8 protein-coding genes are annotated in these 14,448 nt (G+C 63.9%); all 8 read left to right on the top strand.

Going from position 1 to position 14,448, the window contains the following annotated elements; all coding sequences use genetic code 11:
• The first annotated feature begins 84 nt into the window (after positions 1-84).
• Positions 85-633: an NUDIX hydrolase gene (locus HBR93_RS18225; protein WP_057437981.1), complete on the top strand. Its 549-nt coding sequence runs from the start codon at positions 85-87 to the stop codon at positions 631-633.
• Positions 634-668: 35 nt separating this feature from the next.
• On the top strand, positions 669-1,172 hold the full coding sequence (locus HBR93_RS18220) for a L,D-transpeptidase family protein (RefSeq protein WP_057437979.1): 504 nt from the start codon (positions 669-671) through the stop codon (positions 1,170-1,172).
• 261 nt (positions 1,173-1,433) lie between these two features.
• Positions 1,434-2,192 (top strand): GntR family transcriptional regulator, encoded by a 759-nt coding sequence (locus tag HBR93_RS18215; protein WP_057959542.1) that lies wholly within the window; start codon positions 1,434-1,436, stop codon positions 2,190-2,192.
• Positions 2,193-2,201: 9 nt separating this feature from the next.
• Positions 2,202-3,308: an N-acetylglucosamine-6-phosphate deacetylase gene (nagA, locus tag HBR93_RS18210; protein ID WP_169960789.1), complete on the top strand. Its 1,107-nt coding sequence runs from the start codon at positions 2,202-2,204 to the stop codon at positions 3,306-3,308.
• Entirely contained in the window at positions 3,289-4,311 is a 1,023-nt protein-coding gene (locus HBR93_RS18205) for an SIS domain-containing protein (protein ID WP_115127493.1), read from the top strand. Before nagA ends, HBR93_RS18205 begins: the two co-directional genes overlap by 20 nt.
• 36 nt (positions 4,312-4,347) lie before the next feature.
• Positions 4,348-6,861 carry a phosphoenolpyruvate--protein phosphotransferase gene (ptsP, locus tag HBR93_RS18200; protein ID WP_169960788.1) on the top strand — a complete coding sequence of 838 codons (2,514 nt, stop codon included), beginning with the start codon at positions 4,348-4,350 and terminating at the stop codon, positions 6,859-6,861.
• A 26-nt stretch (positions 6,862-6,887) separates the two neighbouring features.
• Positions 6,888-8,594: an N-acetylglucosamine-specific PTS transporter subunit IIBC gene (nagE, locus tag HBR93_RS18195; protein WP_115127491.1), complete on the top strand. Its 1,707-nt coding sequence runs from the start codon at positions 6,888-6,890 to the stop codon at positions 8,592-8,594.
• 81 nt (positions 8,595-8,675) lie between these two features.
• Entirely contained in the window at positions 8,676-14,387 is a 5,712-nt protein-coding gene (locus HBR93_RS18190) for a membrane-targeted effector domain-containing toxin (RefSeq protein ID WP_169960787.1), read from the top strand.
• The last annotated feature ends 61 nt before the right edge of the window (positions 14,388-14,448 follow it).

Below are 14,448 nucleotides of genomic sequence, written 5' to 3'. Positions count from 1 at the left end.
AAAACCCCGGCGGTGTCGCTAAACGACAACTTGCAGGCCACTGCCCTGCACGCCAAGATAGGCGCAGTCCCCAGGAACCCAAGCATGAACTTCTGCAGCCAGTGCGGTAAACCGGTCATCCAGCGCATTCCCGAAGGCGACGCGCGCCTGCGTTATGTGTGTGACCACTGTCAGACCATTCACTATCAGAATCCCAATATCGTCGCCGGCACCCTGCCCGTCTGGGGCAACCAGGTGCTGCTGTGCCGGCGCGCCATCGAGCCGCGCCTGGGTTTCTGGACCCTGCCGGCAGGTTTTATGGAAAACGGCGAGACCGTGGAACAGGGAGCAATGCGCGAAACCCTCGAAGAAGCCTGCGCCAGGGTGCGCAACCTGACGATCTACACGCTGATCGACGTACCGCACATCAGCCAGGTGCATATCTTCTACCGCGCCGAACTGATCGACCTGGACTTTGCCGCCGGCCCCGAGAGCCTGGAAGTCAAACTGTTCGATGAAGCGGACATCCCTTGGTCCGACCTGGCTTTCCGCACGGTACGGCGTACCCTAGAATGCTTTTTCGCCGACCGTCGGCAACAGGTGTTTCCCGTGCGCAGCGAATCGGTGCCACCCTTGACTCACCCTGCACAATAACAATCGAAGGTCACCGTCAAAGGGATACCGCTGCAATGCGTTGGTTGCTTGCTCTGCTCTGCCTGTCGTTCGTCACCCTGTCGTCAGCCACCACCCTGCAAACCCTGGGCGGTAAAACCGTCGATAAGATCCTGGTGCTCAAGTCCGCCCATCAGTTGCAACTGATCCACGACGGCAAACCGCTGAAGACCTACCGCATCTCCCTGGGCAAGAACCCCAAGGGCCACAAGCTGATCGAAGGCGACCGCCGCACCCCGGAAGGCTTCTACTGGATCGACTGGCGCAAGACCAGCGACCGTTTCAACCTGTCCATGCATATCTCCTACCCCAATATCAGCGATGCCGCCCGCGCCCGCCGCGAAGGGGTCAAGCCCGGCAGCATGATCATGATCCACGGCACGCCAGACAGTGAGGAGTATCCGGAACAGTGGTTCCACACCCTGGACTGGACCGACGGCTGCATCGGCATGCGCAATGTCGACATGCGCGAAGTGTGGAACCTGGTCAAGGACGGCACGATGATCGAGATCCGTCCGTAACTTCGACCGTTGGTAAAATAATTCAAAAAAAACCTGCCTCTGCCACAGCCCCTGCCGGTGAATACCATTTCATCGGCGGGGGCTGTGCGTTTCTGCGCGCGACAAAGACCTCTCTAATACCACTTGATACCACCCCCTGAAAAAGTGCCCTGCAAGCCGGTTCCGCACGCTTTTGGCGGCATTGACATGGTATTTAAGTGGTATTAATTTCCGGCCATTACCGGGCGACAACACTCCAATAACGCATCGGAAACCCTACAGATGAATCCCATCCAGACCCTGCGTCCTGACGACCGACAATCCACGCCGTTGTACCTGCAACTGGCCCGCAACCTCGAAGCGGCGATCCATGCTGGCCAGTGGAAATCCGAGCAGGCCTTGCCCTCGGAGCGTGTGCTCAGCGAGCAGTTGGGTATTTCCCGGGTCACCGCCCGTAAAGCGCTGGAAGTGTTGTTTGCCCAAGGCCTGATCCGCCGCAGCCAGGGCTCTGGCACGTTTATTACGCCACGCCTGGAACAGCCGCTGTCACGCCTCTCGGGGTTCAGCGAAATGCTGCGGCTCAAGGGGTTTGCCCCCAGCTCCCAGTGGCTGGTGCGCGAGATCACCCCGCCGACCCACGAAGAGCTGATCCGCCTGTGCCTGTCGCCCACCGACAAAGTGGCGCGGCTCAAGCGCCTGCGCAAGGCAGATGACACCGTGATGGCCATTGAAATGAGCGCCCTGCCCGCCTCGATCGTGCCCACCCCCCAGGCCATCGGCAGCTCGCTCTACGAATACCTGGAAGGCATCGGCAAACCGGTGGTGCGGGCCCTGCAACATATCCAGGCCATCAACGCCTCGGATGAGTTCGCCGCCCTGGTGGGCATCGCCCCCGGCACCGCCATGCTGCTGATGACCCGGGTCGGCTACACCGCCGACAACACGCCGATCGAAATCACCGACACCTACTGCCGCAACGACTACTACGACTTTGTCGCTGAGCTGCGTAGGTACGACTTTTCCGCCGAACTGCGGCCTTAGAGAACTGCCATGTCCGAAGACAATATCCTCACGCCCCACGGCTGGATGCGCGGCCGCCTGGTGCACCACGAAGGCCGGGTCAGCGCCGTCGAAGGTGTGCCTTGCGACCCGGCCGACAACGACCTGCCCTACCTGCTGCCGGGTTTTATCGACCTGCATGTACACGGCGGCGGCGGCAAGGACATCATGGAAGGCCGCAGTGCCTTCGAGACCATCACCCGCACCCATGTGCGCTTCGGCACCACTTCGCTGCTGGCCACCACCATGACTGCGCCGATCGAGGAAATCTCCCGCGTGCTCGGCGAACTCGGCCAGTTCTGCGAAAACCGTCCAAGCGGCAGCGCCCGGGTGCTGGGGGTGCATCTCGAAGGCCCCTACATCAACCCAGGAAAGCTCGGCGCACAGCCCAACTTTGCCCACACGGCATTGATGGCCGAGGTCGAGGAGTACCTGCGCCTGGCACCGATCCGGGTCATCACCATTGCCCCGGAAATCGCCGGGCATGACGGCCTGATCCGCACCCTCAGCCAACGCGGCGTGCGCATGCAGATCGGCCATACCCTGGGCAGCTATGAAGAAGGCGTCGCAGCGCTGGCCGCCGGCGCCACCAGCTTCACCCACCTGTACAACGCCATGAGCCCGCTGCATCACCGCGAGCCGGGCATCGTCGGTGCCGCACTGGCCCACGCGCAATACGCCGAACTGATCCCGGACCTGTTGCACGTACACCCCGGGGCCATGCGCGTGGCCCTGCGTTCGATCCCCTGCCTGTACTGCGTCACCGACTCCACCGCCGCCGCCGGCATGCCCGACGGCGAATACAAGCTGGGCAGCCACACCGTGACCAAATGCCTGGGCGGCGTACGCCTGGCCGACGGCACCCTGGCCGGCAGCACCCTGACCATGGATCAGGCGCTGCGCAACCTGGTGAAGATCGGCCTGCCCATCAGCGAAGCCTCACAGCGCCTGTCGCAATTTCCTGCGGATTACCTGGGCCTGGAACAACGCGGCCGCCTGCAACCCGGCAGCTTTGCCGACTGCGTGCGCCTGGACCGCTCCCTGCACCTCACCGACGTAATGGTCGAAGGAGAAACCATTGACTTCAAAAATGCTTGAAGAGGCCCTGTCCTCCTGTGAGGCCGTCGCGGCCCAACTGCAATGCCTCGACCCGCTGCTGGCCGAGGTCGCCGGCCGCCTGCGCCGCCAGCCGCCGCAAGTGGCGATGACCGTCGCCCGTGGCAGTTCGGACCACGCCGCCAGCTACTTCGCCTACCTGACCATGCAGCATGTGGGCGTTCCCGTGGCGTCGCTACCAATGTCGGTGGTGACCCTGGCGCAGGCGCCGCTGAAAGTCAGCGGACAGGCGGCCTTCGGCTTCTCTCAGTCGGGGCAGAGCCCGGACCTGGTCAACAGCCTGCGCCTGCTGCGCAAGCGCGGGGCCTTGAGTGTGTCGATGGTCAACGCCGAAGACTCGCCCCTGGAAGCCGCCTGCGAATTCCATGTGCCGCTGTGCGCCGGCCCCGAGCGTAGCGTGGCCGCGACCAAGAGTTTTATCGCCACCTTGAGCGCCAGCGCCCAGTTGGTCGGGCACTGGAACCAGGAAGACGGCCTGCTCGAAGCCTGCCACGCCCTGCCTGCCGGCCTGCGCGAAGCGGCGACCCAGGATTGGAGCCTGGCCATCGACGCCCTGCGCGACTGCCAGCGCCTGATGGTCATCGGCCGTGGCGCCGGGTTTGCCATCGCTCAGGAAGCCGCGCTCAAGCTCAAGGAAACCTCGGCGATCCAGGCCGAAGCCTTCAGCAGCGCCGAAGTGCGCCACGGGCCGATGGCCTTGATCGACGATAACTACCCGTTGCTGGTGTTCGCCCCGCGCGGCGCCGAACAGCCGGGCCTGCTGAGCCTGGCCACGGAAATGCGCCAGCGCGGGGCTCGGGTGCTGCTGGCCGCGCCCGACGATATCGCCGAACGCGACCTGACCCTCAGCCGCGCCGAACACCCGGCCCTGGACCCGATCCTGGCAATCCAGAGCTTCTACGTGATGGCCGCCGGCCTGGCGCAGGCCCGGGGCATGGACCCGGACCAGCCCCGCCACCTGAGCAAAGTCACTCGCACCCACTGAGTTGATTTCTGTCGTTTCCTGATGAGTACCGTGCCCATGCCCGACAATAATAATGACCTCACCCTCAGCGCCCCCCTCAGCGGGCCAGTGCTGACCCTGGGCAACGTGCCTGACGACGTGTTCGCCAGTGGCGCCATGGGCGACGGGATTGCCATCGACCCCCTCAACGATTGCCTGCATGCGCCGTGCGCCGGGGTCGTGATCCACGTTGCCCGTACCGGCCATGCCCTGACTATCCGCGCCGACAATGGCGCCGAGGTGCTGCTGCATGTGGGCATCGACACCGTCGAACTGCAAGGCGAAGGCTTTGCCTTGCTGGTCCAGCAAGGCGCACGGGTCAGCAATGGGCAGCCCCTGGTGCGCTTTGACCTGGATCGCATTGCGCGCCAGTGCAAAAGCCTGGTCAGCCTGATCATCCTCACTAACGGCGAGCAGTTCGAACTGCGCCCCGTGGCCGTGAACGCCGTCAAGGTCGGCGAAGCCCTGCTGCGCATCGTTGCGCGTCAGGCTGGCGTCGTGCAGCCCGTGATGGCCGACACTGCCGAGGCGCACGCCAGTGCCAGCGTACGCATCACCCATCGCGGCGGCCTGCATGCGCGGCCCGCCGCGCTGATCCGCAAGACCGCCCAGGGTTTCAGCAGCCTGTCGCAGCTGCATTTCGCCGGTAAATCGGCGTCGTGCGCCAGCCTGATCGGCTTGATGGGGCTGGGCATTGGTGAACAGGATGAAGTGCAGGTCACGTGCCGTGGCCAGGATTGCGACGCGGCGTTGCAGGCACTGGTCGCCGCCCTTTCGCTCACCACTGCCGAAGCCGTACAGGCCCCGGTGATAGCCGCTGCGCGTCCAGTCAATCGTGAAGCAGGCGTATTGCAAGGGGTGTGCGCCGCGCCGGGCCTGGTCTGCGGGCCGTTGTTCCGGCTCAACAGCATCGAGTTGGCAGAAGACCCACGTAACCATGCGCGCCATGAGCAGTTGCAGCACCTGGACAGCGCCCTGGAACAGGTGCGCGGCGAAATCCGCAATACCCTGGAGCACGCCCGCCAGCGCCAGGCCGTCGAGGAAGAAGAGATCTTCGCCGCCCACCTGGCGCTGCTGGAAGACCCGACCCTGCTGGAGGCCGCCACCGCTGCCATCGAGCACGGCAGCGCCGCCACCCATGCCTGGCGCGATGCGATCCAGGCCCAATGCGCGGTGTTGCTGGGCTTGGGCAAGCCGTTGTTTGCCGAACGTGCCAACGACCTGCGGGACTTGCAGCAACGGGTACTGCGCGCGCTTTTGGGTGAGGCCTGGCAGTTCGAATTGCCCGCCGGCGCGATTGTTGTCGCCCACGAGCTGACGCCTTCGGACCTGCTGCAACTGAGCGCGCAAAACGCGGCCGGTATCTGCATGGCCGAAGGCGGCGCCACGTCCCATGTGGCGATCCTGGCCAGGGGCAAAGACTTGCCCTGCGTGGTGGCGCTGGGCAGTGAAGTATTGGCGATAACCCAAGGCCAACGGGTGGTGCTGGACGCCGCCAATGGGCGCCTGGAACTCAACCCGGACGATGCCCGCCACGCCCAGGTCCACCAGATCCGCGATGCGCAGAAACAGCGGCGCCAGCTGCAACAGGCCCAGGCCCATGCTGCCGCCAGCACCCTGGATGGCGTGGGCATTGAAGTGGCCGCCAATGTCGCCTCCAGCAGCGAGGCGCAGATCGCCTATGACAACGGCGCCGATGGCGTGGGTCTGTTGCGCACCGAGTTTCTGTTTGTCGACCGCCGCACCGCGCCCGATGAACAGGAACAGCGCCAGGCCTATCAAGCGGTAATGGACGCCATGGGCGACAAATCGGTGATCATCCGCACCATTGATGTCGGCGGCGACAAGCAACTCGACTACCTGCCCTTGCCCGCCGAAGCCAATCCGGTACTGGGCCTGCGCGGTATTCGCATGGCCCAGGTACGCCCGGAACTGCTCGACCAGCAACTGCGTGCCCTGCTGCAGGTCAGCCCATTGCAACGTTGCCGGATCCTGTTGCCGATGGTCAGTGAAGTCGACGAGTTGCTGCACATTCGCCAGCGCCTCGATGAACTGTGCGCCGAACTGCAACTGACCCAGCGCCCGGAACTGGGGGTGATGATCGAAGTCCCGGCCGCCGCGCTGATGGCTGAGCAACTGGCCGAGCACGCGGACTTTTTGTCGATCGGCACCAATGACCTGTCCCAGTACACCCTGGCCATGGACCGCGACCATGCCGGCCTGGCCGCACGGGTCGACGCCCTGCACCCGGCGCTGCTGCGCCTGATCGCCCAGACCTGCAGCGGCGCCGCCAAACACGGGCGCTGGGTCGGCGTGTGCGGAGCCCTCGCTTCCGACCCGCTGGCTACGCCGGTGCTGGTCGGTCTGGGCGTCAGCGAGCTGTCCGTCAGCCCGCCGCAGATTGCCGCCATCAAAGACCGCGTGCGTCACCTCGACGCCGCGCAATGCCGGCAACTGAGCCAGGCCCTGCTCAACCTGAGCAGCGCCGGCGCCGTGCGCCAAGCCTGCCAACACCACTGGCCGTTGAGCTGACAACAACAAGAAAAAGGAGACTCGCCATGTACCAATTGTTTATCGAAGGCCTGCAACGCCTGGGCCGTGCGCTGATGCTACCCATCGCCATCCTGCCGATTGCCGGCCTGCTGCTGCGCCTGGGTGACACCGACCTGTTGAACATCGCGGTGATGCACGACGCCGGGCAAGCGATCTTTGCCAACCTGGCGCTGATCTTCGCCATCGGCATCGCCGTGGGCTTTGCCCGCGACAACAACGGCACCGCCGGACTGGCCGGGGCCATTGGCTACCTGGTGATGGTCTCCACCCTCAAGGTCATGGACAGCACCATCAACATGGGCATGCTCGCCGGGATCGTCAGCGGGCTGATGGCCGGGGCCCTGTACAACCGCTTCAAGGACATCAAGCTGCCGGAGTACCTGGCGTTCTTTGGCGGGCGACGCTTTGTGCCGATTGTCACCGGGTTTTCGGCGGTGGGCCTGGGGGTGATCTTCGGCCTGATCTGGCCGCCGGTGCAGCACGGCATCAACAGTTTTGGCGTGCTGCTGATGGAAAGCGGCAGCCTCGGCGCCTTTGTGTTCGGCGTGTTCAACCGCTTGCTGATCGTCACCGGGCTGCACCATATCCTCAACAACATGGCCTGGTTTGTGTTTGGCAGCTTCACTGATCCGGCCACCGGCGCAGTGGTCACCGGCGACCTGACCCGCTACTTTGCCGGCGACCCCAAAGGCGGCCAGTTCATGACCGGCATGTTCCCGGTGATGCTCTTCGGCCTGCCCGCCGCGTGCCTGGCGATGTACCGCAACGCCCTGCCGGAGCGGCGCAAGATCATGGGCGGGATCTTCCTGTCGATGGCCCTGACCTCATTCCTCACCGGGGTCACCGAGCCGATCGAATTCGCCTTTATGTTCCTCGCGCCGTTCCTGTACCTGCTGCATGCGCTGCTCACCGGCCTGTCGATGGCGGTCACCAACCTGCTGGATATTCACCTGGGCTTTACCTTCTCCGGTGGGTTCATCGACATGGTTTTGGGCTGGGGCAAGTCCACCAATGGCTGGCTGGTGATCCCGGTGGGCCTGGCCTACGCGGTGATCTACTACAGCGTGTTCAACTACTGCATCCGTCGCTTCAACCTGAAGACCCCTGGCCGTGAAGATATCCAGGTGGCACAGGCCGAAGCGATGAGTGATAACCAGCGGGCCAGTGCCTATATCCGCGCCCTGGGCGGTGCCGACAACCTGCTCAGCGTCGGCGCCTGCACCACCCGTCTGCGTCTGGACATGGTCGACCGCAACAAGGCCGTGGACGCCGAGCTCAAGGCCCTGGGGGCGATGGCCGTGGTGCGCCCTGGCAATGGCGGCAGCTTGCAGGTGGTGGTGGGGCCGATGGCCGACAGCATTGCCGATGAGATTCGCTTGGCCATGCCGACAGCCGGCCAGCTCTCACCCTCATCCCCCAGCCCTCAGCCCGCGGTGGCCGTCGTTGCCCCGCCCCAGGCCGAACAATGGCTGAACGCACTGGGCGGCGGCGACAATGTGCTGCAGCTCGATTGCGTCGCCATGACCCGCCTGCGCCTGCGCCTGGCCGATGATCGGGCGCTGTCGGAATCCCAGCTCAAGACCCTTGGTTGCCAGGGCATCAGCCGGCTCGACGGCGGTATCTGGCACCTGCTGGTGGGCGAGTCGGCCCAAGGCTTGAGCACTGCCCTCAAGGCCCTTGCCAGCCGCGACCCGGTGCGTACCGGGGCCTGAGCCCGCTACTTATCTACCGCCCTGCCCAGGGCACGGCTGCCCATGCTGAGGGTTCTTATCCTCAGCATGGAGAGCGTGCCTGTGAGCACCACATCCCCAACCTTTGAAGGCATCAAAGGCCACCTCAATCAGATCGGTCATCACCTGCTTCAAGTCGATGTGCCGCTAGTGCCCGAACACAAACCCTCTGCTGCACTGGCCTATCTGGAAAAACTCAACGGCATGCTGATGTCCTATCGGCAGCTGTATCTGAACAAGAGCCGGCCGCTCTACCGAGGGCTTACCCAGAGCAACCTGGCCAGCCGCGTGGCAACGCTCAAGACCACGCTCAACGCCCATCTGCAGCACCTCGACCGCTATGAGCAGATAGATGGCAAGCCACGCAAATCCTTTATGACCTTTGAAGCCGGGTACGTCGCCCTGGCCCATGCAACAACCCTCAGTGCCGAGGACCGCCTGTTGCACCCGCAACAGCAGGCCTTGCTTGGGCGTATAGCGCAGGGCATAACGCTGCGCCCGGGACTGTATGCGCTGACCTTGCGTTATCAGGAACAGAGCGTCGAGCTGGCGGGGGCCTTCGTGGTGACCGAGAAATCCAGCCCGGTGCCCAGCGATCTGAGCTCTGCCCTGCCCCTGGGTGAAGTGATGCTGTTTACCCCCACCCGCGGGATCGAGTGCCTGGGCTCCCTGGCGCACTTGAATACGCACTTGCGCCAAGGCATGGACGATGCCGAGCAACGGCGCGACTTCATGCAACTGCTGCCCGTGCGTTATCGCGATATAACACCGGCCGCGATCTGGCCACTGGAATTGACGCTGATCGACAAGACCCCGCTGTTTGAACACACCGACGCCGCCCTGATCGCCAAGCGCACCCAGGACATCGAGCGGGCGCTGAGCCTGGTCGACAATCCGCAGCCGTCAGCCGCTCAACTGATCAGTGACCTGGACCAAGCCATTAGCGCCTCTGTGCCGGACATCAGCCCACGCCTGGCATGGCGCGCCCGCCGCTTGCTGGAGCGCTACCTGCGCCAGAGCGCACCGGACTGGTACCGCAGCGCCAGTGCAGACCGTCGGGCCACACTCGCCACCCACTTGGCGAGCTACAACGAGGCACGCCAGCACCTGCTCGACCTGCTGAGCCCGGTCACCAGCCCCGAGGCACTGGCCCGCTACCAACTGCTCGAACGCCTGAGCGATGAGCTGGACATCCACGACCTGCTGCCCGAGCACCTGGTGATCAACACCCGGCGCTACGTGGACCCCATCGGCGAGTACGAACATGACCGCAACCTGATCGACCTGGCCCTGCGCGGCCTGCAAACCGGCGATGCACTGGCGGGCTCGGACTTCCTCAACAAAACCACACTCACCTACCGGGATGGCGCGCTACCCAAGGCCTATCGGGACCTGACACCCGCCTGGCTGGCGCAGACGCTGAGCACCCTGCAGCCACGTATCGACTTTGCCGACGCCCAGCAGCAGATGCACGGCAAACCCGCCGTCAGCCGGGCAATCGAACAGATGCTCGACCAGCGGATCAACGCGCTGGCCTACACCGCCTCGCTTCAGGGGCACCTCACTGAAGAGGACTTCCAGTTGGTGCAGAGCCTGCGCCAAGGCACCGACCCGCGCCTGAGCGCCGCCACCCTGTCGCTGCACGAAGCCCAGTTGCAGGATATGTGGGTGCTGCGCCAGACCGATGCCAACGGCAGCGTGATCCGTGTGCTGTTATGCACCCCCGAGGCACCGCGCGAGCAGCAGTTTCAGGCATTCGACAGTGAGATCGCGTGCCAGAACCATATCCTCGGCTGGAGCCAGGACAGCGGCGGCCTCACCGACTACCTGATCAAGCGGGTTGCCCTGCGTTTTCGCGATGCAATGAAACAGGTATTGACGGGCCTGAGCTTCAAGTTTCACGCCCGGGAATACACACAGATCCGCTTTGGCAATATCGGCAAGCATGCCGACTGCCTCCAGGCCATGTCGGCCCATGTCCTGGCAACCCGGGTCGATGACTATGAATTCGGCACCCCGAACTGGTATCGCTCCACCAGCGTCGACAACCGCCAGAAACTGCTGAAACTGGCGCAAGACAGCGAAGGTGCACTGCAGGCCTACAACGACTTCCCGTTGTCCGATGCACACGTTCCCAGCTTCTCCACCTACGTGCACGAACGGGCCAGAAAACGCCTGAACGAACTGCTCGGACGCCGTCAGAACGACATCGACCCCGATACGGTCTGGGCCTTCTCGCCCCCGGCGCTGCTCGCCTCATGGACCCCTGCCCCCCTGACCTACACCCAGCTGTACCGCGATGGCTACGCCGACGGCGTAGGCTTTCTTGACGCGAAATTTTCGCGCGCCGCTCGCTTCAAAGGCCCGCCCGGTGTTGACCTGAGCCCGCTGACCGCTGAAAAGGTCGCCCGCTCGATCACCGGCACCTGGGTTGGCCAACACTACATCAACGAAGTCAAACGCCGGCTGCTCAACGCCGGCAGTGCCGACTATGCCTTACGGCGCAATGCCACCCTGAGCATTACCCAACGGCAGATGCAGAACGCCGCCCTGGAATGCCGCCTGCAAGGGCATATCGCCGGGGTCGATGGCGACTGGCTGGAACGCGGCATTGCCAGCATGGGCGATACCCGCACCGAGGTCCGTGGCACCTACGCCCTCCACCGCTTGCTGGTAGACGGCGAATGGGTGATCGATAACTTCCTCTTCAGCCACGCCGGTTTCCCGACGTTGCTTTACACCCCAAACGCACCCGACGGCATCAGCTTTCGTGAGGCGCGACAGTTCAACTATCTGCTGAAAAAGACTCCCGGCATGGTCGGCTATTTCACCCTGCGGGTCGGTGCTCAATCCCAGGCGCGCGTACGCAGCTTCCTGGAAGAGGCCAAGGCGCAATTACCCGAGGACTTGAACAAAACCTCCGTGAGTCCGTCGCGCTACGACTCGACCCACGGGCAAACCCCATTACTGGATCTGCGCCAGGCGCTGTACGACATGAAGCAGCAGCGCAAGATTGACGACGTTGAAGGCACCACGGCGAATCGCAGCCAGATGATCAGCAGTATTCTGTGGACCTGCGTGGAGTGGGTCAGCGGTATCGCTACCGCGCCGTTCCCCACCCTCAGCCTGAGCCTGGGCATGCTGTTGGCATTCAAGGACGGCATGCTGGCCCTGCACGCCTATCAGCAGGGCGATACGGGGGCGGCCGTGGAACACTTGATCGGTTACGTGCTCAACAGCGCCGGGGCGGCTTTTACCGATCTGCGCCCGGCCCTGGTGTCGCTCAAACAACTGGTAAAACCGGCCGTGCGCCCGGCCACCGACGCTGCGGCGGCGCTGAACGAGGTCTTGAAGCTGATCCAGCCACTAGAGCCCAAGCCACTGGCGCTTGAGGACATGCAAGCCGTGCTGTTCGGTGGCGAAGGCCTGTGGGCAAAAAAGACCCCCGACCCGATCGGCCGTTATTTGCTGTACCGCCTGGACCCGGCGACCGGCAGACTGGTTTCCACTACCCGCCTCGCCGCCCCCGATGCGCAAGGCGTCTGGCGGCGTACCGGGGTGACTGGCGGCGCGCCGAAATATGAAAAGCTGCCCGACCCACCCGAGCCATTGAAGAACTATGAAATCCCGGCGAAGTACGCGGGCAAACTGGAGCTGGCCCTGAACCCGGATGTACGGGCCGGGATAGTGCAGCGAACCGAATGGGAGTTCGGCTCCCGGGACGTCGCACTGGAGAATGCTGCCCGAGACTTGAAAGCGGTGCGCGCCGCCTACTTGCAACAGGCCGAGCAACTGACAGCCGACGCCCGCCACTTTTTCAAACATCTCGCCCCACTACCAGCCCGCACCGATGTGCCGGCCATCGGCGCCGACACGTCCTTCTCGCAATGGATCGCCAGCAATGCCTTTGCCGGGAACAAGCCCCTGGTCATCGGCGCGATACCCGGCTCCATTGCCGCTAAACAACTGCTGATCACGCAGATGAACAGCTTGCTCAACCAAGGCTTCAAACACCTGTACATCGAGCACCTGCCGGCCGATATATTCCGGGCGAAACTGGAGAAGCTGAACAGCGGGAAATCCTGGCAACATATCCAACGGCACCTGAAAACCATCGATACCGCCTTGGGTTTTGCCGAGAATGCCGAATACTCCTACGTGGCCCTGGTGCGCAAGGCCCAGGAAAAGGGCATGAAGATCAGGGCCCTGGACGCATCCACCTCCTATCTACTGGATGACGTCCTGCAAATGGCCGACACCCCGACCACCACGCCCCGGGACAACGGGATCAGGAACTTCTACTCCCACAAAGCCCTCGAGACCGACGCCATCGACACACCCGGTGAGCGCTGGGTGGCCCTGGTGGATTCATCGCGCCTGCGCACTTTCGATGACACCCCCGGCCTGGCCGACTTGCAAGGTGCCGTTGCCCTGCGGGTGGACGACGTGGCCCCGGGCCAACCCGTGGGGATCTGGCTCGACACCGCCGGTGCCATTGCGGGCGATCCCTTGGCCAAGGGCGATTACCGCCTGGCCCTGCAGACCGCGTACAAGGCACCCGAACCCGCAGCGTTGTCCAGTGCGGCGACTGCCGCGGTCGTGGCGCATTACAGCGACTACGACATTCCCCTACCGCTCAGGGACAACCTTGCGCAACAGATCGTCGCCCACCGCGGGTTGGACAGCCGCTACTTTGCGCTGAATCCGCACGAGCGCGAAGCATTCCAGGCCTTCCAGAGCGCCAGGGATCGCCTGAGTAGCGATGCCCAGGCCTACCTGGCCAGCCAGGTACCGCCGGCAAGACCAGACCCGGCCGAACTGGCCGCCCACACGACCCCAGAGGCATTTCTGGAAAAACTGCGTCAAAGCGAGTTCCCGGGGCTGATCCTTGGTGAAGGGCACCAGGAGCAATCCAGCAAGCGCTGGCTGCGCGACCACATGAAAAAACTCAAGGAACTGGAGTTCAAGACGCTGTACGTCGAACACCTGCTGACCGATATGCATCAGGCGGACCTGGACATGTTCCTCAGCACGCAGCGGCTGCCGGACACACTCAAGCGCTACCTCACACGGCTGGATCGCGGCCATATGCCAGGCTACAACGGCAACGATACCTACACCGAAGTCATCCAGGTGGCGGCCAGGCATGGCCTGCGCATCCGGGCCCTGGACTGCACGGCCAGTTACCACGTCAAGGGGCTGCGGGACACGGTGCAGTCGCGCAACCAGATGTTCAGCTACTTCGCATCGCAGGTGATCAAGGCCGACCAGGCGGCCCACGGGCCGCATAAATGGCTGGCCTTCATCGGCAGCGCCCACACCAACATCAACCTGGGGGTGCCCGGCCTGGCGGAGCTGCAAGGCGCCGTCAGCCTGCAAATCCGGGACACGGCCCCGGCACTGGCGCAGAACATTCGCCCCGGCACCTGGGAGACGTTTGCCGAAGGCATGACGCCTTACACCCGAGCCCTGCGCAGCGATTTCATCCTGGACGCCGGCGTAGAAGGCATCAAGGCCCCCTCCCCCTTTGTCCCCGCGGACAGGACACGCCTGAACCGTCCCGGCCTGTTCCTGATCGAACGCCCGTCGCCGGCGCAGAGCAATCTGCTGCATCGTTCCCGCAGCGGGGAAATCGTTTCGACACCGATCAAGGTCGACCACAACGGCCTGTTTTATGTCGAGCGCTGGGAGCCGATGCAGGGCAAGCGGTTCGGCTACGAAAACCTGTTGATCAGCGCCTTGAAGGCTGAAGTGGGGCTGGTGCCCGCACCGTGAGTGATTGAGGCTTGCCCATGGCGGCATGATCGCCCACAAAAAAACCCGCTGGCCAAGTCGG

This window comes from Pseudomonas sp. WS 5411 (assembly GCF_012985595.1).
GTDB lineage: Bacteria > Pseudomonadota > Gammaproteobacteria > Pseudomonadales > Pseudomonadaceae > Aquipseudomonas > Aquipseudomonas shahriarae.
The sequence above is the reverse complement of the archived record's forward strand: the minus strand, read 5'-3'. Positions and strand labels throughout refer to the sequence as shown.